The following is a 22,132-nucleotide window of genomic DNA, read 5'->3' as shown; positions in this document are numbered from 1 at the left end:
CACTTCAAAATAGATGTGTTGATATTTCATTCATTCGGAAGTAGGGCTATTCGGAAGTACTGGTTTTTGTTGGAGCAGGTGTTGCAGTTTGAGTCGGAGTTGGCGTCGGAGTGGGCGTTGGTATGGGGGTAGATGTTGGTGTTGGTGATGGAGTTGGTACTGGGGTTGGATGGTAATGATACTCGCCATCTTCAAGCCCCCATTGGCTACAATTTGTTCTGCATGTATGGCCGCCGTTACTGTCTGTCCTGCCAGGATGGGCAGAAGCGGAGGCAAAAATAAGAATAAGAGAGAAGATCATAACGAATACGACTGCTTTAGGTTTCATTGCGAGACCACCCCTACGAGCATTTAATACTACAGACTCTATTGGATAAAGGTTGCGGTTTTAATTCACTCACTGCAAGTTGCCTTCTCTCTGTCCTCACTTATTTTAGGTTCAAAATCGCGAAATGATTTTTGATTTAAAGGATAGGTGGATTTCCCCCTTTTTTGCCTGTGGGAACAGGAAAAATAGTTTTTGTGGTGGATGGTGGAGGAAATCCGTATGATTTTTAGGATTTCATGTATTTAAACAGAAGTGTGAGGTAGGTGTGATCTATAATGCAATATGAAATAGGTTTAAATCTCCGCTATTGTCTATTAACCCCTTTATTTCTTCTGGAAAAATTAAATTATGTTGATGATGGTAATCATGAGAAACCAAATAAAAAAATCCAGTTATGTTATGGTCTTTTCTTGTAGTATGAATGTCCACAATCGCTTACTTGTTCCCTACTTCATACCAGTCTTTGAAGCCATTTTGCTTTAACTCGTCTATGGTGGCTATTTTAGCTACTAAATCCTTGTTCGACTTCTCTTTAGCAACTTTTGCATATCGTCTTTTTGAAAATCAAACTGCCCTCTTTTCGTGTGCAGGATGTACAAACACTTTTGCCACATTTATCGCATTTGGTCATGTGTTTGTTGCAGTGAGTCTCTTCGCATATAGGACATTTCAACGAGCAAGCGGAACAGGTAGCCTCTCCGCACTCCACGCACCTGTTTTTAATATGCTCTAGGCAAAATCTGGTTTTGCATCCGATGCATTGGATGCTATGGGTCTCGCAGAACCAGGCGCCACATATCGGACATCTGAATACATGATCTTTACAGAGAGCCCTTCCGCATACGTCGCATACTGCTACATTTTTCCGTTTTAAAAAGTCCTTAAGCAGATGTTTACTACAGTTTGTTATATTGTCAGCTATGATAGTTCCACCGTTGGCAGATACTACTCTCATATAAGTACGATCCCCGCTCTCAAACTCTACTTCCCATTTTGGTACATGAATAAGCTGAATCTCAGAAATGGTAACATCTTTTCTTGATGGTTTTAAGGTACATTCCCTAAGATCAGGAATTTCGAAACCAACATCGAACTCATCCCGCCGCTTTCTCTTTTTTGTGGGAACCTCGTACTCCACAGTCTTAGTGTTTTTTTGCACAACGTAATCGATTGTTTCTCCCCTAGCAGCGGCTTCGGTTATCTGGGGAGATAGCTTGATTACCTTATAGTTATCCGGTTGAGTTATAGAGAAATCTCTATCTGGATTCTGATGGAGTTCTTTTTTAAGAATGCCCGTTTCTTTTTCCTCTTTCTTCTCCTCATCGGATTTGCCGAGCATACCAAGGGAGATTGATTTTACAACATTACCTACTGCGCCTTTTTGCTTCGGGGAACTTTTTAGTAAGGCATCAACAATGAAAAATCCGCTATCGATTATCCTGTGCTTTCTCTTAATCGGGTCTGTCTGAACCGAATTGAGCTCGTAAAAGACTTTATAGAATGGCCTCCATATCAGTTTAACACTGGAAATTTCAACCCTATTCTTATTCTCAAAACTCAGGTTTACCGCATTACTAAAATCAATTCTTACTGGCAAATAATACTTGAAATCTACTTTATCTCCGATATTAAGACGTCCAACATTAAGTTCGTAAAACTTTTCGAATACTGTATCCCCATCCCATAGTTCCAAACCATAGTTCTTACCCCACGATTCAGCTTCTCTCGAAAAATCGCTATATGCTATAAAAAGACCGTTAAGAATACGAAGATCTTCTAATTTTGAAATGAAGTCCCTCACATCCTTAACGGGAACTGGATTCGTGTAGTTTTTACATTCTACTGCTATTTTCCTCTCTTTTCCTTTGTATCTTTTGATTGCCAGAATATCAATTTCAGACCTTCCGTTCTGGCCTTCTAATCTACACCTTCGCTGAGTGGAGTATCCTTTAGCCTTTAATATCTGCTCTACTGTGTCCTCAAATTTAAATCCTAAAGCATACGCATTTTTAGCAGAGTACTCAGATTCTTCGGTCTCTTCATCAACTACTGTAGAGGCGATTTTCTCTTGATCAATATACTCGGGATTTTCCTGAACTATAGGCACCTCACCTGCTTCTTTTTTTACTTGAAGACAGAATCCACACTTTGAGCAGAACCTTGAGTTTGCAACCTCAATCTGTACACCGCAATTTGGGCAAAAGCTCATTGTACTCTCCATTTCGTTAAATTTCTTGCTTTATCAGGTTGACACGGTATTAAGCCTGATTCACACGAATTTCACAACTTTGTTTATATACGTGAATTTTAAAAATAGCCCTACTAAATAATAAATACAGACCGAATATGGATAACAAACAAGTTTCAATTATTGCAGTTATTGCTCTTGCTTTTTTGGCAGGACTCTATCTATTGACTCCGGAGACAAGAAACATAGCTGTTTCAATACGATATCAAGACCCTGTGTACGAGACCAGGACTATTGCGGTATCAGTACCTTATCAAGAAGCGGTGTATGGCACATTCTATTACGGAAAATTAGAAGATACAGGTCTTACAACATACACTTGGACTATAGATAGAGCAACTGATTACAGCAAAGAATATACAGGCAAAGACTTCTGGGGGAGTCCAGAATATACATTTAAAGTCTGCTGGGGTTCGCAATGTACTAACTATCCTCAGATAAATACCTGGAGTATATCACCAAAAACAGAGATAACAGGATATGAGACGAAATACAAGACGGAATACCAAAAAGAGACCTATCTTGCAAGGTATGAGACAAAATACCGAACTGAATATAAAGATATAACAAAGACAAAACTGGAATGGATTTTTAGTTAATCCCTAACTCCGCCTGATTTATCTTGCTTCTCCTTCATTAGTAGGAACATTGTTAGAGTAGGATATTACTGCCAACCGTATTTTTACGGTTATAGCCCGTGAATCTCACCTATCCCTTACTTATTCCCCACCTCGAACCATTCCTTGAAACCGCTATGTTTCAGTTAATCGAATGTAGCTTTTTAAATCCATAATCAGATCAAGCTCATAATTGGATGAGGCCTCGCTGTAATTTAGTAGTTTTAGGCTGAGATTTCAAATAGTTAATCCACTCACCTATCCCCTACCTCGTACCACTCTTTAAAACCGTCTGCCTCAACTCGTTTATGGTGGTTGCTTAAATCTGTAATCAGACTCTAGCTCATCATTGAATAGGGATCTTGTTGTAATTTTAGCTGTTTTTGGCTGAGAGTCAAATGGTTAATCTCCTTACTTACTCCTCACCTCGAACCAGTCTTTAAAATACTTGTAACCTCCAAGTGTTGTAAGTTGTAATCGAAAGGCTTATACAGTATAATAGTGATTATTATCATTCATACCGGTGAAAGGTGGTTAAAATGAATACAAAAATGCGTACTGAATGTAAAAAGTATGAGTATTGAAATTTATAAATCGGTGGATTATATGAAAGAGACTTATATCGAAGCTGCTGACAAACACAGTGTGCGCAACGTATTAGTAGATGCAGGATCGGATAATCTTGTTATATTGGCGCATGGCATAACATCCGAAAAAAACGAGGATGGAATATACACGCGATTTGCCGAGAATATCTTATTTCCAGATTTCGATAGCATTCGTTTCGATTTTAGAGGACATGGTGATTCCCAGCGCTCACCTATAGAAATGCGGGTTTCTGGAGAAATACTAGACCTAATGGCTGTTATAGCTTGGGCTAAACAACATTATAAGAGAATTCACTTGGTCGCAACTAGTTTTGGGGCCAGCATAACTCTATTATCAAGCTCAATTTTTGACTTCAATTTTCTTTTAAGTGTTACAATGTGGAATCCGGTAATCAGTTATCGAAACACTTTTATAAACTCAACCGTGAGTTGGGGTAAAGAGTTCTTTAATCAAAGCTCAATAGAGGAACTTGCTTATCGCCCTTATACGAAAATCTCTGAATCAGAGTTCTTTATAGGGTCAGAATTGACAATTGAGTTTCTCCTATTGCATCCAGAAAAAGTCGTGTGGCCTGAGAAGATTCCCCTTTTAATCATCCATGGGACTGGTGATACTGTTGTTCCCTACAAAGATACTGTTAGTTTCTCAAAGCAAAACAAGAATGTCCTACTCCATACTATTCCGAAAGTAGATCATGGCTTTGATGAAAAAATAGAAGAAGTGTACGAAGTAACTAAAAAATGGATAAATAAATTTTGTTAGGAGCGATTTTAGTGTCGTTTAACGGTTCTGATGGTATAATTGTAAGTGAATATGCACGGCTAATCTCTCCAGAACTTATACATCTAAGCCAAGGAGTGACTATTAGAGATTTTGTTGTAATTGGTCTGCAAAATGAAGATCAAGAATTGTTTAAAGATGATTCATCGCGGCATGTATGGATAGGATCTAATGTGATTCTAAATCCCTTTGCTGTAGTTTTTGAAGGTGCAACATTAGAGGATTCAGTGGTTCTTGAGGAGAGAACTACTGTTGGGTCTCTAACGAAAATAGGAGCAAGAACTCGCGTATTATATCAAGCAGAGGTATACGATAATGTGGTCGTGGGCCCAGATTGCATAGTTGGTGGTTTTATCGGTAATAATTGTAAGATTGGTTCAAAATGTAGTATATTCGGCGACTTAATCCACAGGTACGATAAAGCTGATCCGAAATCATGGAATACCGTAGATGAAATCGGCCCCACAATCGAAGATGATGTTCTAATAGGTTTTGGGGCTGTTATTGTAGGGGAAATAACTATTGGTGCTGGTGCACGAATTCGTCCAAACGCAGTAGTAACTAGAGATATAGGTAGGGGTGAAAGATATCCATCTAAGATACCGCCTGCTGAGAATCATCCTGTAGTAACTAGAGATAATGGTGGAAATGAGAGATACTCCTCCAAATTGAAGATCAGATTATCAGTGGCGATTAAGGGGTTTTGGGATAAAAACAGAGGCGGGATATATCGATGAGAATTGAAGATCAAATATCCGAGATACAGACAACATATGATATCCTGCAAAAATCGTCAACAACAGGAACTTTGATGCTCATTGACCTAGCAAATTCAACAGCATTCAAAAATAGACATCCTGAGCCTACTTGGTTAAAGAGATTGCTCGAGTTTCGACAGGCTGTTTTGCTTGGTCTTGGTAATCAAAGTCCATCGAAGTTTTTAGGTGATGGCGTTCTGTGTTTTTTTCCAGATGGCAATCTTCCGGCAGTTGAGATACTGTCAATTGCAAAACGAATACTTAGTGAGATCCAAGAAACAAATAAGAGACATCAGTATTCTGCAGAATACTTTTTAGAAGCCCGAATAGTGATCGATTATGGAAAAGTTTATCTTTTTGATCAAGGTGATGGCCAGATTAATGATCCACAAGGATCCTGTGTCGATAGATTATTTAGAGTGGAGAAGTATATTCTTCAAGGTTGCATCGGTTTTACTGAATATTTTGCCACTAAGGCTGGTCTTCGGGATTCATTTAGCATTGGTCGCTACCGATTAAAAGGATTAGGAGATGCACGTCATAAAATATTCCTTTTAGAAAAGCCCCCGGCAACTATACGATCTAAGATTAATGTCCAAAAAGAAATTTCAGCTCTTGCCGATATTTGGGATCTTGGACGTAATGGAGAAGGTGAGGTTTTCATAATCGGTGGTTACATCCCACCAGATAGGAATGTCGATATCACTCATGTGGAGATGGGTGATAAAGATGCTTTAGTTGAAACAATAACAAATTTTGCAAAAATAGAACGAATAGGTGATGTAAAAGTTCTTATTAGCTCGGAAGTTTCCGAGGAACAACTTTGTGAGAATATTGTTTGTATTGGGGGACCGTATCATAACAGTTGTAGTTTGCGCATGATGCGAGAAATCAAATCACCATATATTTTTGACCTATCTCATGATGAGACACCTTTAATAAATCAAATGGATAGTGATATTTATTATTCGTCCCGAGATCATCGGAGGATTACTAAGGATTATGGATTCTTTGCAAGATTTACAAACCCATTAAATGAAGAAAGGCATGTTATTCTTGTTTGTGGGATAGAGACGTATAGCGTGCATGGTACGGTTCGGGCGTTTAGTGGAATAAGGAACAATGCTCACTTCTTAGCATTACATGACATAATTTATGAAAAAATGAAAGAATCCGGTCTATCAGAGGATCAACTAGAATTTTTCTGTCTGCTAGAATTTGAGGTAGAAATAAATGGACAAGTACGGATTCCTTCCTTGGATACCCAATTAAAAGGGCTTGCCGTGAAGTGGAAGGATGAAAGAAATTGGACCCTTCAAAGTCCACCACCACATGGATAAAGATGAGCAGCGTTTCTGTTATAACATCGATTTTCAATGAGTCTGAAGATTTATTTAGGGAATGTGCTCAATCTATATCCAACCAAGGAACAAACTTTGAGTGGATCATCATAGATGATGGATCATCTAAAAACTATAGAAATACTTATATGTCTATTTTGGATGATGTGACTTCTCAAATTCACGTTATTTACTTAAGACTTGATAAGAATTCTGGGTTGTCTGTTGCTAGAAATCAGGGAATCAACACAGCAAAGAACGACTGGATAGTGGTTTTAGATTCTGATGATCGACTAGCGGAAGATACCATAAAGACGGTAAAAGAGATAAAATCTGAAGTAGACCTAATTAGTTTTGATTCATTATACTTTTCTAACAAATCATTGGAATATCGCTTCATATCCTTTTTCAAAGATTTATTCGAACAATATGGTAAATCTACTCTAGACCCGTTTTTGTGGTTTGACTTTTACTACCATGGTATTATAATCCGTAATGAGTTGCTAAAACGGATTGGTGGCTATCGCGAAGATCTTCGGATAGGAGAAGATCAGGATATTTTGTTACGTGCCACAGAATCTTTAAGGACAAATCAAGTTCTATTCATTCCAAAACTCGGATACGAGTATAGAAACAATCCTAAAGGTGTTTGTGCGACACAATGGAACGAGGTGCGGAAGAACTATGAGCTCACAATGCTAGAAGCTGCTAATAGGCGGGGTGGCGAATTTGTTAGCTGTCGATACTCAGGTGCTAAAGCCATTGCTGGTGCATCAATTGATTGTTATGAATATAGGCTACCCGATGGAAGATGGATGAATTGGGACTCGTATAAAGAGTCGTGTACTGGTTTTTAGAGGGAAAATAATGGAGTACTATATTGCTGTTACCAGAGATTGCAATTTAAACTGTTCGTTTTGTTTTTGGAATAATATTGAAAGGAAAAAAAATTATGTTAAACTTAACCCTTTAGATCTAAAAAAGTTTATTGGGAAGACGAAAAATATCTGTGAGAGTGAATCAAATATTATAGTCTTTTATGGGGGTGAACCATTATTAAATCAGGATTTAATTGAGGACATTATCAATGTAACCGATGGAAATAAAATCATATATTGTTTATATACAAATGGTGTTTTGTTGCATACACTTAGAAAAAACATCCTAAATAGATTATCATATGTAGCTCTATCGATAGATGGTGATAGGGAATTTAATGATAAGCATAGAGGAAAAGGTTCTTTTAAAAAAGCTATTGATGATGTAGCTGGCTTAAAAAAAGTTTTCAAAGGAGAGATCGTTGCTAGATTAACACTTACCCCAGAGAATTCTTTAGTTAAAAGTGTAATGGGACTTATAAATTATTTCGACCACATCTACTGGCAATTTGAAAGTTCACCTGTACTTGAAAATAGTCATAACCAACAGAGAAGATATAACCAAGAGTTGGATTTATTATTAGATTTTTGGTTAAGAAATATGGAGGAAGGGCGTATTTATAATATCGTTCCATTTCAATGTATATTAACAACATTATTATGGAATAAAAAAGTTGAATCCTTAAGATGCGGCTGTGGCACTTCCCTTATATTTATCGATACGGATGGTAATTGCTATTCATGCGATGAGCTTGTAGATTACGATCAATTTTGCATAGGAAATATTTATGGGGAAATAAAATATTCCGGAGAGGACTTATATAAAAAAATGGTTTGCTACTGTGAAAAATGTTCGATAAGATATATCTGCGGAGGAAGATGCATCTCCGCGTACATCAAATATCCCCGAGAAAAGTTTCTTTTCTACTGTGAAAACTCTAGAATTTTAGTTGGTAAGATTAAGCGATTACTTCCAAGAATTAAAGAAATAATTGATAAAAAAGGTTACTCTAGAGAGTGTTTCGATACTTTTCCTACCTCTCATATATTTGAAGGAATTCCTTAACCAGCTTGATGGTGTTACCAAAATCTATCCAAAACCGGGAGAAGGTAAAATAAATATCTTCATTTCTTATTTTTAGCAAAGATATATCCGACGTTCAAGAGGTTTAACACAATTGGGTCGAGAATTTAATCCAAATGTATTATTTTGCGATTTTTCTTCGGTTTTGATTTTTATATTATCCAGATTTTTCACATTTTATCACATTTGTGTCACTCCTCGAATGTGGGATATATATCTTAAAAGTTATTGGTTATATAATTCTGATTCTTATTGAATCAGGAGGGCGAATCTTATGGCGACGAAGGAAAAGAAAGCAAAAGGGAAACAAAAGCCGGCAGAGAATAAGAAGCGATGCAGCCATTGTTAATTTATTAACTTCTTCTTTTTTATTTATGGAAAGCAAAAGGGACAAGGGCAAAATTCTATTTCTTTAGTTTTTACGGTTATAGCAATGGTTCCTACCTATTCCCCACCTCGAACCACTCCTTAAACTGCTCTGTTTGAGTTCATTAATTGTGGATATTTTAATCGATAACTCCGCATCTAGCTCAAACTCATCCTTCTTTGGGAATCTTGATATAATTTTACCAATCTATTAGCTGGAGGTCAAATGGTTGAACCACCATACATTCATTGTTGATGGTGAGGTGTTAGCGCTGACCGTATTTTTACGGTTATGGTAATGAGTCCTACTCTCCGCCTCGAACCACTCTCTAAAATGCTCTGTTTGAGTTCATTAATTGTGGCTATTTTTATAGGGCTTACCCATTACTAGCAGTCCTTTAATGGTTAAAGAAAGCGAATTGTATAATATGAGAGATGCTAATAGAAAATAACTGAGATATTTAATTGATAAAATTTGAAAAATAAAGGACTGGAGATATTATGGATGTGCTGAAAGCAATACAATTGAGACGAAGTATCAGGGCATATGATTCCCGCGAGGTTGAAGAGGATAAATTGGTAAGAATACTTGAATCTGGTAGACTTTCACCCTCTGCTTCGAACCGCCAAGAGCGCAGATTTATCGTAATAAAAGATGCAAACACAAGAAAATTGCTTTGTGAAGCGGCAAGAAACCAGAGGTTTGTGGCTGAGGCACCTGTAGTAATCGCAGCTTGTTCAGTTGAATCAGAATATGTAATGCTATGCGGTCAGCCGGCTTATCCCATTGATACCGCAATTGCTGTGGATCATATGACCCTTCAGGCAGTTGAAGAAGGACTTGGAAGTTGCTGGATCGGTGCATTCGATGAAAAAAGGGTCAAAGAAATACTAAATATCCCGGATGAGGTACGAGTGGTTGCGCTTCTACCTCTTGGTTATCCCTCAGTTATCCCGCGCCCCACATCGCGAAAAAGCCTTGATGAGATAGTTATTTGGGAGAAATGGAGCATTTGAAGTATTTTATAGTTTTTACCCATTGGTAACCGCCTTTTGACAGTTGACGGTTAAAGAGCACTGACCGTCTTTTGATGGTTAGTGAAATATATGTTTCTACCTGTGAAAGCCTCCCTTGTTTGTATATTTTATTTTGATAATGCTTTTTTTGCCTATCCATTCTCCAAACTTTTTCATCTCTGTGTCATTTATTATTTTTTCTAACGTATTAAATTCTCTTTTCAATTTGCTGTTTGGATAAAGACTGTGAAGTTGTTTTTCACATGCCCTACATAGTAGTATTGTATTGTCCTCTATATGCGTTCCGCCTTTCTGTCTTGGAACGAGATGATGTTTTACAAAATATTTTTTCTCTAATATTCTTTTACAATTTGGGCATTCGAGTGTTTTTTCGATTGCAGTTTCCATTTTCAGCATCTTTTAAAACGATTTCTTCCATGTTTAATGTTTCTTTACGAGAGATGCATAAATTACCCTATCAATCTCAGCTACCGTTGATCTATCCCTATGGCAGAAACCTAGAGAACCATGATTTGATCTTTGTAGTAATATAATTGAAGGTACCACCGTCGTTTGGAGACATATTCCTTGGGTGAGACACTATTGGAGCTATCTCGCCAGAAGAAGAGACAAACAATGGATCATGGTTGAAAATAAACTGCTGTGTAGATGGCCTATAGACTCCAATACGGGTCAATCCATCATTTTCTGGCTTGCCAGCAATTGGAATATCGTCATTATTACCGTAGGAAAAATTAACCGTTTCAGCACCAATCCTTAGATAGAAAACAGCATTATTCTCATGATCCGGGTCGTTTCTTCTAAAAACTCCGATTTCATCAATACCGTCGTTATTCCAATCTCCTATGATAGGAATATCTGTTTGTATACCAAATTTTATAGGTTCAGCTATGCCTTTGAGAAAAAATGTGGTCTTCGATGTATTGGGATCAAGAGACCTAAAGACACCAATGTCATCTTTTCCATCACCATCCCAATCTCCTATTATAGGATAATCTCCAAAATTCTCATACAGAACAGGTAGATAGTCAGGAATGCCATCGTTGTTGTTGTCTAAGAAAAATTCTGTTGTTTTGGGTCTGTATACTCCAATTGTATCTATCCCATCTCCATTCCAGTCCCCTATAATTGGTATATCTCCTAGTTCTCCCATTGGATTGGCAACCCAAGAAAATTTTGAGGTTCTTGGATTAAATGTTCCTGTATCGTCAATGCCGTTTCCGTTCCAGTCACCCACTAAAGGTGAAAGTTGGGGGCGATTTAAGGAGATGAAATTGGAGGGATGAGTGTAATATTCCTTAATTCTAGATTGTGGCCAAGGTTGATAGTCAAATTCATTTTTAGCTGTGTTGTAAACAAATGCCCAAGGATCTCTATATTGAATCCGAATTTCAAAGTGGAGGTGATTATTTTTACCACTTCCATGTGGATAGTCTCCAACTGTGCCAATTTGTTGTCCTCTTTTTACGGGTTGACCACTTTGAATATCTGAATTAATACTTGCAAGGTGCCCATATTGAGACCAAGTTGTTTTAAGTTTTCCATTTGGTAAAGTAAACTTTTGCCATGGTAATGACTCATGTTCAATCAAAACAAGATAGCCCCATCCAGCGCTATGATTTTGAGCATATTTAACAATACCATTTGATATTGCATAAACAGGATCTCCCTTATCATTACTGTCACCACCCCAGTCACGTCCAGTATCGTCATCGTTCCAGTCTTCACCGGGATGATACTCCGGGTAACCATCTGATTGGTAGTCGTGCTTCTCTAGAAAAGCCAAACCTCCGTATCCTTCTACACCGTATCCTATACCATCAGGTGCGCCTACCGGATAATCAAACCCATCCGAGACAGGAACTTCAGCACCTGCACTACCCACCAGCAATATGATCACTGATATCATTATTTTAACCACTATTCTAAGTACACTACCCAGCAAGCTTTTTGTGACCATTTTCCCGCCTTATCCCATTGGTACATTTTTTTGAGTAATACTATCAAGCTTAGTAGTAAGTATACTTAAGTTGGTATAAAAACCTTCTGGAACTATTTCTTTGGAAATTAATTTATTTAAATTCCCATAGACTTTCTGATAGTTCCTTAAATTCCATAGACATAATCCTGTAGTGTTTTATTCAGCATCATTTCTTCAGATAAATTTAAAAGTTGAAAGGATTTGGCGCATTCTCTCTTTAACAATAGCACTTAAAATAAGGTAAATCCTTGAATTTTTAGAAAGTAGGTAATAAGTATATTCAAGCCCGCCTTCTTCCTTGTACACCTCTGCATTTATTCCAGAAATTTGAAAAGTTCCTTCATATGAATAAACAGCGCTTCCTTTTTTGTACTCTCTTTCCCACCATTCTTTAGAGGTTAAGCCTTTTGGATTTTCATACACATAAATCCAAAAGCCAGTTTGTGCCGCATCTTTCTCTTCAGGTGTAAAAGAAGCAACTTTTGTAGTCAGAGATTTTTCTCCCCCTTTCCATTCTGCCGGATACTTCACTTCATAATCATACTTCTCATTTCTGTAATTTTTCCAACTAGAAAAATCGATTTCAGAAGTAATATTTGACGTAGTGTTGGGAGTAGACGGAAGGTTAGGAATCGAAAATATTGGTGAAGGAGTTTGGATTTGGGTTTGAGGTTGGGAGAAAAAACCAAGAGGCTCTTTGTCTCCTCTTCCGTAGCCAGTATAATACGCCAGTACCAAGATCCCTAGCCCTATTCCTGCCAAAATAATTATTTTTGATTTGTTGGCCGACAGCATAAATTTATTGCTATAATTTAATTATAGTAATAATTTTAGCTGTTTTGGTTAAAGGGTCAATGGTTAGCGGATATACTTATTATAGCAGGGCATTTTGGAAAAGCTATCACAAATTCCCTATCATCTTAGTTTTTATGCCCTTGTTAATCGTATCTTTAGGTTGATAAGGACTTTCAATTGTTGCCTAACTCATACCAATCCTTGAATTTGTTTTGCTTTAATTCGTCTATGGTGGCTATTTTAACCGCCAGATATAATCAAAAATGAAATCGCTTTCTTCCATTCCTGTCTTTTTGGTTGTTATCAAAAGATTAAAATAATAACAATGTGTCAACCCCTGGAAAAACTAAACCGTTTTTTACTCTAAGTTAAGGAAATATTTTTAATGAAATTATTGGTGAATTTTAGGGGAGCTTCGTAATTAATGCTGGTGTGGATTCTTTTTCTGTTGTAATATTCGATTCTTCTTTTAATGAAGCGCTCCAAGTTTTTAAAATCTTTGATTTCATCGATTTCGTCCTGGCATTCGTCTTTTAATCTGCCGAAGAATGATTCCTGCCCCGGATTTTCGGTAGGAGTGCCCGGAGTTGAATAAGACAGAATTACTCCATTTTTCATGACCGTATCCGTATACTCATAGCTGGTATACTGAGAGCCCTGGTCCTGGTGGCAAAGCAGGTTTTCGGGAATTTTCTTGATTATCTCTTTGATTTTCTTTATCGCTCTTTCAAATGAAATTATCACGATTTTAGCGTCCATTTTCTCTTGCAAGCACCAGCCGTAGACCATCTGCCCGAAAACATCCTTGTGGATTGCCAGGTATGCTTTGCTTTTTCCCTGGTTGTAGTAAATCTCGGTGATATCGCTGGTCAAAGCTTGGAAAGGAGCGTTGATATTTGTTCTTATCAAAAGGTTAACCCTGTCGGACAAAGAGATTAATATCTTTTTGATCAGACTGATTTTATGCTTCCTGATCTTCCTTTTAAGGTTCAAGCCCCAGAGCTTTAAAAGCCTTGCCAAAGCGTCTCTTCCGATACGGGTATCGTATTCGTCCTTTAAGGCGGCTTTGATTCTTTTGATCCCGTAAGCGCTGTTATCTTTGATTACTTCTTGAACCAGCTTTTTGACATGAATGTACTTTTCTTCGAATCTTTCATCCGGGCTTTTATGATTGTAAAAAGTGGCTTTGGAGATGCCGCACAGGGAGCAAATTCTGTTAATCGAAAATACTCCTAAACTAACCTCGTTCCTGGCAAACTCCACTATGGAGTGCTTCGGGACTCGTAGAAATCTGAAAAATTTTTTATCAAATTAAGCTCCACTTCCTTCTTTCCGAGCATTTGTTCCAGTTTGGCTATTTTGGCCTTTAGTTCTTTATTCTCTTGGTCTGGGGTTGTCTCAAAAATATGACTTCCTTGCTCTAAAAGATGATTTTTCCAGTTAGCGATAACATTTACGCTCACGCCGTATTTTCTCGAGATCTCGGAGAGATTGTCCGTTTTAATGGCTTCAATGGACCGGTCGAATTTAAACTGGGAAGTATAGCTTCTTCTTTTGCCCTTGCCGGTCTTTTGTTTATTTTGATAAGGCATATGTTTTAAGTTAAAACTTTCTGATATTACGATAGCACGGCTATGGCAATATTGTAAAATTTTAACCTCATCATTTCCTTAGCCTACCGGTTTAGTATATCCAGGACTGGTCAATGCATAACATTTCTTGGGAGTCATGATGATAACCACTACTGTCAAACAACTCAACAAGAAGGAAGAAGAGATAGCAGATGCACTTATTTCTCTGGGAATAAGCAGACCTGTTGCTATGGCGTTATGCTATCTTCAAGGTGTGACTGAGGCTACAACTATAGAGCTTGAGAGAAGAGCCGGATTGCGCCAGCCTGAAGTTAGCATTGCTATGAGAGAGTTAAAGGAACTAGACTGGATAAACGAGCGGGAAGAGAAGAAACCAGGCAAAGGCAGGCCGTATAAGATATACTCGCTCAAAATCGGCTTCAGTGAGATAGTAGCCCAACTTGAAGAGCAACAGAAAAAGGTTGTAGATGAAGCGCTGTTAAAGATCGAACGATTAAAGGAGTTGGGAAATATTGCACCTATTAGCTCATAATAACATTTGTGAACTACCATAGTCTCAACTCATTAGAGTTGGGTTATGGGTTATGGACTTTTTGACAGAGGGGTTAAAATAAAAAAATAACTACACCAACACCCCCACTTTTGGAGAAGTAATTATCCATTCTCATCTCTATGTGATAATCCAATAACCAGCATGGGATAAGTGTCCTTTGCGTCCAAGCATTTTCGTGGCTTATTCTGGCTGGGAAGCATTGGAAAGCATTAGATTTTGATGATATTATGGTTTCCTGGTTTTTATTCACTGTTTATTATCTCTTACAAGCTTGTCCAACAATTCTTTGAGAGCTGAGCCCCTTTGTATTGCATTTTCCTCTACCACTGCTGCCAGGTCATCGATATTCCCAGATGTTCCTATGAAATAGACTGTTCCGTATTTGCTCTCTGCAAACTCTTTTTTAGATAGAAGTTTCGACGTGCTGTGGCTTCCGGGTTGTTCGAACTCAAATGCTATTCTCTTCGACTTGAAATCTGCCACAATATCAACATCGTCATGGTGGCTGACTTTTGTTTTTATCCCCTCTGATTCCAGATATCCGGCTATTCTAAGAACTGTGGTGTAGTGTAAGAGCGACTGGTTTCCGACCATGTCACCAGGCGACAGGAGATCGCTTTTAATCCATACTCTTGTAGTTCCTGCTCCAAACGCATCTTGTACTCTTTTCGCTACAAAACCCATCCTTGATAGCCGGGCTGATGACCCCTCAATCCAGTCATCAAAGTATAATCCGTTCTCAATAGCAAGTTCACTTAACGAAGGATTTTTAAGAGATATATCAGGATGAGTAGATGCTTTTTGATGCTTTTTGCCTTTGATGCAAGTCAGCTCATAATCCGAAAGTTTTACATACAGCGGCGTCTTTTCATTCCCAAGCATGATCAAGCCCTGCCCCACGCTAGAGCCTTTCAATATTGCACGCTCCTGCTCGGTCAGATGGTAGAACCTTGTTACTGTATCGATATTGTCCTCTGTCAGGTTATTTCCAAAAACGACATTGATGAATGTGTTCATCCGGAAGACATCAGCCACGTCCTGTTTTACAAGGTCTGAAGGTTCCTGGGTAGCTATCCAGCCTGCTATCTTGTATGATCGCCCCATCTTCCATGTCCTGACCAGGAAGTCAAGCAGTCTTGGGTTCTTCAGGAAAACGCTGCCCTCATCAATGGCTATTATTGTTTCCTTCCTGGCTCTGGTTTTGAATCTTTGCGACATCAAAGTAGTAACCAGGAAATTCATAGGATCTTTCAGGCTGTCCTTGATCCCTGAAATATCAATAATAAGAAAATCAGAGGATAGGTCAAAGTTAGTGCTGCGGTTTAGATATGACCATGAAATATCAATGAGCGTGGATCTATCAACAAGACCCTTAGCGCTTACATTATCCTTTGCATCCTGAATCCATATCCTGCGAAGGTCTGAAAAAGTAGGCCATGCCTTATTTTCCCATGACTTTGGGTTCTCCCTGTAAATCCCCCTTCGCCTGTACTCGGCAAACAAGGACTCAACCAGGTAATTTGTCATATTGAATGTCTGCGAATCCTCAAATAGCAGCTTGCAGAATTGGATCAGAACTTCTATATGGCTGTTGAAATCCTCTACAGAAGGGTTCTCCGGGTCGTACAATATCTGAAGTGGATTGATACAGTATTCCCCATTAGGACCCAGATCCAGGATTTTGGCCGAATCCTCAAGGCTCCTGGCGACATTGCGGTAGTCTGTTATTGTTTCATCCTTTGGCGTAATGAAAACAACTTTCTTGTTGAGCATTGAGAATGAACGCATTAGCCAGGCCAGCATTGCAGTCGTTTTCCCTGACCCTGTCGCACCTGTCACAACCATGTGCTGCGCTGCCAGTGCTTTCAAGTCAATGATAATCTCTGAGTTGTTTTTGAAATTCTCCCCGAACAATAGGCCGCTTTCCTCTGTCCTGTTGTTTGGATTCCTTGTGGCTGCGAGTGCTGCGCATAGATTTGAAAACGTGTCCACAAAGGCTTTCGGTGTTGAAAACGGGTGAAGCATTGCTGCAAAGAATATCTCTTTTATCTGCCAGTACGGGATATCTGAGTCAATCCTGTGATAAGTGAATATACTGTTGATGTGGCTTTCTATCTCTATCAACTGCTTTTTAGAGCCAGCCCAGTATAACACGATGAAGGCTGTCTGGAACATCTTCTCGGCTCCTGTATGCACGTTCCTGGCAACTTTGAGCAAATCCTCGTCAATAAACTGATGTTCCGCAGATTTCTGGCCGCTGTTCTTTTTCTCATATTCCAGGGCTTGCTCATTGTTAAAATACCGCGCCCTTTGGACAAGCTGGTGCGCTGTGGAATTTTTAATCGGCATTATAGCGAATGAATAAGCCACTGTATAGCCCTTTGTTGTGAGTTTTAGGAGGTCATCGATAAAGTCAGAATTCATATCCCTTGGATAGCCCACTCCTTGGCTTGGCACTCCAATTATCCTGCACCTGGCGTATATGGTGTTGTCAATTACAATGTGGTCTTTTTTCTCTTCAACCAGGCTTGGTGATATCTTCCGCTGGATGTTCCAGAACTCCGCCCGCTCTTCCAGTGTTTGCATGATATCCTTTCTGACGACAGCCTTTTGTAACAGTTCCCTTATCATTTCAAGTCCTCCAGTATGGGATGGATCGGATTAATGGCATTTCGCAAAGCCAGCAATATTTCAGCCTCTGAAGTTATCCTTAGGGATTTGATTCTCACCTGTTCGAGGCGATCCTTAAACCCGGGATAATAATTTTCCGATGCAATGGCGGCCTCTTCATGGGAATCATATTTCCCGAAATCCAGAAGCATATAAAAGTTCCACTCAGGGGCGCGGTCTTTCTTATTCTCCATCATTTTGTAAATGGAAAGAAGATGTTCTTTCTTCTGTTTTGATCTTGCACTGTTGCTCGCTTCAAGAACCTCCCGCTTGAACTTAATCGGGTCGTTGCCCACACTGACAACGAAGATCTTTAGAAGCATGTTGGGAAGGAGGCTGTCTACGATAGCTTTTGTCTGCAACACATAAGGCCAGAGATTATCCCCGTTCACTGTAGGGGGGACATACCTGACAAGCGCGCTGTAATGGGACTGGTCGAATTGTATGAGCCCGTTATCATGAATTTTTGCTATCGATAGACTGTCTTTTATCTTCCCAAAATCCCTGTCCCGGTATTTTGCAAATTCAAGTTCGCCTGAGCATTTCCTGAATAAAAAATTATATACGAGCTTTGTCCTGTCAACAACCTCTTCTTTCCTGAAAAACTTGTAGAAGATAAAGAAGGTCAGTAAAAACATCACAATAAAAAAAGCTTGGAGCCCTCCGCTGGCAAGAGATATCAAAAAGAAAAGCACGGACAAAATCCCTGCGAATATCATGTACACAGTCCACTGGCTGCTTGGGATGTTCAATATATTCAGATTCTTGTTTCTGAGCTTTGGGATTATAATAAATGTCGGTCTCTCCATTTTCAGACTCTCCTCATAGCAATTATACCTGCTGTTTTTGCTGCTCCCGATACCAGTCTCCATCCGAATACCATTACAACTGCCGCAAAAAGCATGATAAGGCCAAGGGCGATATATTCCACAGGCTTGGATATCATGAGCCATGGCGTACCCTCGATAAATGCTATTCCTCCTGCTGCTATCATTGCCAGAACAAAAGGCATGAATATCAGGATAACCAGATACTTTAGAAGCATTGCTGCTATAGGCCTTGTCTCATCGAAGAGATAAGCGCCTAAAACGATGAGAAGGAACGCTGAGAATATGGTAATGACAATGTACCGGATAGTCATGAAGATCGACAGCAGGAAAATCACCACTGCCAGCACGAGGTAAACTATTGGGTTCATTTCCCCTGGGATCAATGTCGATAGCGCATCAGATATTGTCAGTCTTGTGAATGCGCCGGATATAAGGAGAAGATAATTCAGCGAGAAATATCCAAGTGCTGGGAATATGAGCGCCTTGATCCCGTTTGCTGCATACTGTGAAAAATGAAAATTCCTGTAATTTGTACCAAGCGCCCAATCGATCTCAGTTCCTATTCCTGGGACTGCATTATGCAGATTGTGGTAAGCTCCTCCCCATGTGAGATACATTACAGCAAGGAATATGTATACCAGGGCAGTGAAATTCCTTGCCTGGATAACCCAGGGAATACTCTCAGGATTAAAGGAAGGGTCAAGCATGTTCACTATGAAGTTATTTAACGGGCTGAAAGCGGCTGCCTGGGATGTGCTGCTATTCATTGTGGTATTTGTCGCAGCACCAACAAGGCCGTCTGCACTGTTTTCCATTGCCTTTTCAATACCCGCTGATACTCCGGCTGATATACAGTCAGGTATGCTGGGAAAGGGCAGGCTACAAGATGCGCCAGCATTTGGAGAGAGGAGAACAAGGGATAAGAAGATTAAAAGGAAAAGAACCGGCTTCATATTGACCTCAATATTTTAGATATTCCCGCATACAATACGAGCAGCACAAGAGCGAAAGGGAAAAAAACCGATTTAAAGGGCAAAGAAGGATTTTGGGTATAAACCGTGTAATTTCTCAGGGTTACGGTCTCAAAAGGCGAGGATGCTTGAATCACAATATCCCGCGGCTCGGCAATGCCGTTGACGATAATTTCATTCCCGATATGCGATACCTCATCACCTTGTTTCTCCCAGGAATTCATGGCTGTCAAGTTCCCGAATGGTACATTCTTTCCGGTATATTCAACGATCGCGATCTGTTTATAGTACTCTAAGCTGCTATTCTGATAGCTGACCTTTATTTTTGTGGCAGCGGGTACGCTGAATTGAACGCTTGTCTTCGGCTCAAATGAGTGGTTATATATTGTGATATATACAGGGCTATCTTTCAGTAATGGATACTGCTCTGGCACTGGTTCAGAATCATAAAAATCATAAGACTCGTTATTATAGAGCTTGTGCCCTCTTCCATCGGTTCGGTAGAGGACAGCAACAGCATGCAGCCTCACGTAAAGAGAACCGTTTGATTCGGATTTTTCTAAATCATATTCCCATCGCTCAAGTAAAAGTCCCTGATTGATCCGGATATATGTCTTATATTCTATTATAGCCAGGTCTTTTGGGTTCCCTTGGATAAAATAAGCATCCCCGCTTCTGATACTGTTATTGTATCCAACAATATCAAGCCAGCCGTAGATGCAATTTCGGCCTGTCTCATAATTGCAGTTCTCATATATCCAATCCCCATCCCCTGGCTGCCAGTTTCTATCAGGCATTGGGTTAGAGGATGGCGGAAGATCCGATACATTGTCAATATACGAACCTGACATCATAGCTATGAACATATCGTATAACTCCTGCTCTTCTGCCGTCGCTTCTATCGATATAAAAATCAAAAAAAGGATTGACAGGACAAGATAGAAAGTCTTAACCATAGAGTTTGAAGATCAGTCCTATCAACCCAATGAAGAACAGCATGCCCAGGAAGTAACCTGCTGTCATAAGCATGCCTGAGAGTGCTGTTTGTCTTGAGCCTTGGATATCCATGTGCTCCCCTGCGCTGCCTTTGATGCTGTGCGCCTGGAAGGATAATATTGTGGCAATAATCGCAGCCAGCATCCCAACACCGGTGACAAATACGATGAGGTTCTGTGTTGCACTGTCCAGCGTGACCCATACTCTGCCTGGGTCGCCGACAACAACCCTGATATCGAAGTCACTGGCTGCCTGGGCTGCTGGCATCAATACGAAAAGTGCCAGCATTGCCAAGAATTTTTTCATATCATGCCCCTGGCGCGTCAGAGCAGCCTTTGAGGCAGGCCTACGCAACAGCAGCCTCATCTTTAAGCTCTTTTGCGGTTTTGTTCTGCTCAACTTCCATATCTGAATTGACTCTGAATTGACTTTTTTCTTTATTTTTGAATTTAGGCTCATATTCACCTCTTGTCTTGTCCTTGTAAAGGGCAATGCCAAATAAACCTAGAGTTTAATATATTTTGTTCCGTATTTTTTCCGTAAAAGGAATAGAATCTTACGGCTTTTTTCCGTATCTTGATAAAATCTTTATATTCAGATACGAATAACCGACAGAAATGGCAAAAGAGAAATTTAAGGTAATAATTGTCCCATCCTTCCAAAAAGAGATTGAGAGGATAAAAGAGAAAAAACAGTTGGAGATGATTTTCAAATCAATAGAAAAGATAGAGAAGATGGGCAAAAATGCCATCAAACTGCTTCATGTCAGGGACAAGTATATCTTGGGCGAAATAAAGTTCATGAACCCCCCCTACAGGCTTTATGTTATTGTTAACCAGGAAGACGAGAAATTCTACGTTGTCAGGTGGGAGCATAAAGAAAAACAGCAGAAAGTGATAAACCAGCTTACTGAGAAGCTGGAGTATGCGTTTGAGAGCGGGATAAAAAATATAATGGAATTATTCAGCCATTGATTTGATCTTATACATTAATTGTTTCTTAAAATCTTCAGTTTTTATGGGTGTAACATTACCTTTCTCTATAGCTATGACCTCTGGCATATATCTCGCAAGCAGAAATTCATAATAAATTCTATCTGCCACTTCGCTGGCTATGCTTTTCGAGATGTCTTTTATGCTTTTTTCATCGAACCTGAAGCCATAATCTTGCTGTTGCATACTTATCTTTATTATCCTGAAACTTAAATAGTTTCGCTAGGCCTACAGACAAATTTAGTTTTATTTGATTGTCAGCCGTCATGCCCTTAACTAAAAAGGATTCTTGAATTTGCGGACGATGTGACAAAGTATATTATATAAGAGTCTAATCTAGAGGCGAATGATACGACACGGAGTTTTCAGATAGTGTAATGCGATATTCGCACTCAATTAAGTCTGAAAACCTCCGGGCCCGTAACCTCTCATTCGCCTCGGTGGCTTAGGGGTATAGCGCGTCCTTGGTAACCGGCACTGAATGCAGGACAATCAGGACGAGGTCGAGGGTTCAAATCCCTCCCGGGGCTTCTTGAAATTTATTAGCCAAGTTAGCGTAGGGGATCACACCAGGGCGGATGGTCAAGTATCTCTAATGCTAATCTAGGCATCCGTCGCCTGAATCAGATTTTATTATCTTCATTCTTAGAGCCTATCCGAAAAGTCCAGAAGCTCTGAACGTTATCCATGCACATGCGAAGTGTAA

General features: G+C 39.4%; 22 protein-coding genes and 1 tRNA gene. 10 read left to right on the top strand and 13 right to left on the bottom strand.

Features of this window, described 5'->3' with window-relative positions; all coding sequences use genetic code 11:
- Nucleotides 1-46: 46 nt before the first annotated feature.
- Nucleotides 47-328, bottom strand: coding sequence for a YHYH domain-containing protein (locus ANME2D_RS18455; RefSeq protein ID WP_198527419.1), 282 nt, complete (start codon nt 326-328; stop codon nt 47-49).
- Nucleotides 329-860: 532 nt separating this feature from the next.
- Nucleotides 861-2,549: a restriction endonuclease gene (locus tag ANME2D_RS11720; RefSeq protein WP_081810261.1), complete on the bottom strand. Its 1,689-nt coding sequence runs from the start codon at nt 2,547-2,549 to the stop codon at nt 861-863.
- A gap of 125 nt (nt 2,550-2,674) precedes the next feature.
- On the opposite strand from ANME2D_RS11720, the gene ANME2D_RS11715 reads away from it, so the two are divergent.
- The 7 genes from ANME2D_RS11715 to ANME2D_RS11685 all read left to right on the top strand — a co-directional run bounded on the left by ANME2D_RS11715 (nt 2,675) and on the right by ANME2D_RS11685 (nt 10,025).
- Nucleotides 2,675-3,175 carry a hypothetical protein gene (locus tag ANME2D_RS11715; protein WP_048092011.1) on the top strand — a complete coding sequence of 167 codons (501 nt, stop codon included), beginning with the start codon at nt 2,675-2,677 and terminating at the stop codon, nt 3,173-3,175.
- Nucleotides 3,176-3,766: 591 nt separating this feature from the next.
- Complete coding sequence (locus ANME2D_RS11710) at nt 3,767-4,564, top strand: alpha/beta hydrolase family protein (protein WP_157834100.1); 798 nt, start codon at nt 3,767-3,769, stop codon at nt 4,562-4,564.
- A gap of 11 nt (nt 4,565-4,575) precedes the next feature.
- Complete coding sequence (locus ANME2D_RS16985) at nt 4,576-5,319, top strand: acyltransferase (RefSeq protein ID WP_157834099.1); 744 nt, start codon at nt 4,576-4,578, stop codon at nt 5,317-5,319.
- On the top strand, nt 5,316-6,680 hold the full coding sequence (locus tag ANME2D_RS11700) for an adenylate/guanylate cyclase domain-containing protein (protein WP_048092002.1): 1,365 nt from the start codon (nt 5,316-5,318) through the stop codon (nt 6,678-6,680). Before ANME2D_RS16985 ends, ANME2D_RS11700 begins: the two co-directional genes overlap by 4 nt.
- A 2-nt stretch (nt 6,681-6,682) precedes the next feature.
- Complete coding sequence (locus ANME2D_RS11695; protein ID WP_048091999.1) at nt 6,683-7,537, top strand: glycosyltransferase; 855 nt, start codon at nt 6,683-6,685, stop codon at nt 7,535-7,537.
- 10 nt (nt 7,538-7,547) lie between these two features.
- A complete protein-coding gene (locus ANME2D_RS11690; RefSeq protein WP_048091987.1) occupies nt 7,548-8,624 on the top strand; it encodes a radical SAM/SPASM domain-containing protein in 1,077 nt (358 codons plus the stop codon).
- Nucleotides 8,625-9,509: 885 nt separating this feature from the next.
- A complete protein-coding gene (locus ANME2D_RS11685) occupies nt 9,510-10,025 on the top strand; it encodes a nitroreductase family protein (RefSeq protein WP_048091985.1) in 516 nt (171 codons plus the stop codon).
- Between the two features lie 96 nt (nt 10,026-10,121).
- Here the strand turns inward: ANME2D_RS11685 and ANME2D_RS11680 are convergent, their stop codons facing one another.
- The 5 genes from ANME2D_RS11680 to ANME2D_RS11660 all read right to left on the bottom strand — a co-directional run bounded on the left by ANME2D_RS11680 (nt 10,122) and on the right by ANME2D_RS11660 (nt 14,414).
- On the bottom strand, nt 10,122-10,433 hold the full coding sequence (locus tag ANME2D_RS11680) for an HNH endonuclease (RefSeq protein WP_048092121.1): 312 nt from the start codon (nt 10,431-10,433) through the stop codon (nt 10,122-10,124).
- Nucleotides 10,434-10,530: 97 nt separating this feature from the next.
- A complete protein-coding gene (locus tag ANME2D_RS16980; protein ID WP_052368887.1) occupies nt 10,531-12,006 on the bottom strand; it encodes a M23 family metallopeptidase in 1,476 nt (491 codons plus the stop codon).
- A 195-nt stretch (nt 12,007-12,201) separates the two neighbouring features.
- The gene (locus tag ANME2D_RS11670; RefSeq protein WP_048091983.1) at nt 12,202-12,822 is read right to left on the bottom strand and encodes a hypothetical protein; all 621 of its coding nucleotides are present in this window, start codon (nt 12,820-12,822) and stop codon (nt 12,202-12,204) included.
- 363 nt (nt 12,823-13,185) lie between these two features.
- Nucleotides 13,186-14,085, bottom strand: coding sequence for an IS3 family transposase (locus ANME2D_RS11665; protein WP_048091981.1), 900 nt, complete (start codon nt 14,083-14,085; stop codon nt 13,186-13,188).
- Nucleotides 14,085-14,414 (bottom strand): transposase, encoded by a 330-nt coding sequence (locus tag ANME2D_RS11660; protein ID WP_048091979.1) that lies wholly within the window; start codon nt 14,412-14,414, stop codon nt 14,085-14,087. The genes ANME2D_RS11665 and ANME2D_RS11660 overlap by 1 nt, the downstream gene beginning before the upstream one ends.
- Before the next feature lie 136 nt (nt 14,415-14,550).
- Between ANME2D_RS11660 and ANME2D_RS11655 the strand changes: the two genes are divergently transcribed.
- Complete coding sequence (locus ANME2D_RS11655; RefSeq protein WP_241763367.1) at nt 14,551-14,946, top strand: transcriptional regulator protein; 396 nt, start codon at nt 14,551-14,553, stop codon at nt 14,944-14,946.
- A 267-nt stretch (nt 14,947-15,213) separates the two neighbouring features.
- Here ANME2D_RS11655 and ANME2D_RS11650 read toward each other — a convergent pair whose 3' ends face one another.
- From ANME2D_RS11650 to ANME2D_RS11630, 5 genes are read right to left on the bottom strand one after another with little or no spacing between them, the layout of a single operon-like run.
- Nucleotides 15,214-17,598, bottom strand: coding sequence for a VirB4 family type IV secretion system protein (locus tag ANME2D_RS11650; RefSeq protein WP_048091974.1), 2,385 nt, complete (start codon nt 17,596-17,598; stop codon nt 15,214-15,216).
- Nucleotides 17,595-18,446, bottom strand: a complete 852-nt coding sequence (locus ANME2D_RS11645) for a hypothetical protein (protein ID WP_048091970.1) — start codon at nt 18,444-18,446, stop codon at nt 17,595-17,597. Before ANME2D_RS11645 ends, ANME2D_RS11650 begins: the two co-directional genes overlap by 4 nt.
- 2 nt (nt 18,447-18,448) lie before the next feature.
- Nucleotides 18,449-19,420: a hypothetical protein gene (locus ANME2D_RS11640; protein WP_048091967.1), complete on the bottom strand. Its 972-nt coding sequence runs from the start codon at nt 19,418-19,420 to the stop codon at nt 18,449-18,451.
- On the bottom strand, nt 19,417-20,394 hold the full coding sequence (locus tag ANME2D_RS11635) for a hypothetical protein (protein WP_048091964.1): 978 nt from the start codon (nt 20,392-20,394) through the stop codon (nt 19,417-19,419). The genes ANME2D_RS11640 and ANME2D_RS11635 overlap by 4 nt, the downstream gene beginning before the upstream one ends.
- The gene (locus ANME2D_RS11630) at nt 20,387-20,893 is read right to left on the bottom strand and encodes a hypothetical protein (protein WP_048091962.1); all 507 of its coding nucleotides are present in this window, start codon (nt 20,891-20,893) and stop codon (nt 20,387-20,389) included. The genes ANME2D_RS11635 and ANME2D_RS11630 overlap by 8 nt, the downstream gene beginning before the upstream one ends.
- A gap of 158 nt (nt 20,894-21,051) precedes the next feature.
- Between ANME2D_RS11630 and ANME2D_RS11625 the strand changes: the two genes are divergently transcribed.
- Entirely contained in the window at nt 21,052-21,408 is a 357-nt protein-coding gene (locus ANME2D_RS11625; protein WP_048091961.1) for a hypothetical protein, read from the top strand.
- On the opposite strand, the gene ANME2D_RS11620 is transcribed toward ANME2D_RS11625, so the two are convergent.
- Nucleotides 21,394-21,612 (bottom strand): hypothetical protein, encoded by a 219-nt coding sequence (locus tag ANME2D_RS11620; RefSeq protein ID WP_048091960.1) that lies wholly within the window; start codon nt 21,610-21,612, stop codon nt 21,394-21,396. The genes ANME2D_RS11625 and ANME2D_RS11620 overlap by 15 nt on opposite strands.
- Nucleotides 21,613-21,860: 248 nt before the next feature.
- Between ANME2D_RS11620 and ANME2D_RS11615 the strand changes: the two genes are divergently transcribed.
- A tRNA-Thr gene (locus ANME2D_RS11615) sits at nt 21,861-21,956 on the top strand.
- Nucleotides 21,957-22,132 lie beyond the last annotated feature (176 nt).

The sequence above is a fragment of the Candidatus Methanoperedens nitratireducens genome, from assembly GCF_000685155.1.
Taxonomy (GTDB): Archaea; Halobacteriota; Methanosarcinia; order Methanosarcinales; family Methanoperedenaceae; genus Methanoperedens; species Methanoperedens nitratireducens.
The sequence above is the reverse complement of the archived record's forward strand: the minus strand, read 5'-3'. Positions and strand labels throughout refer to the sequence as shown.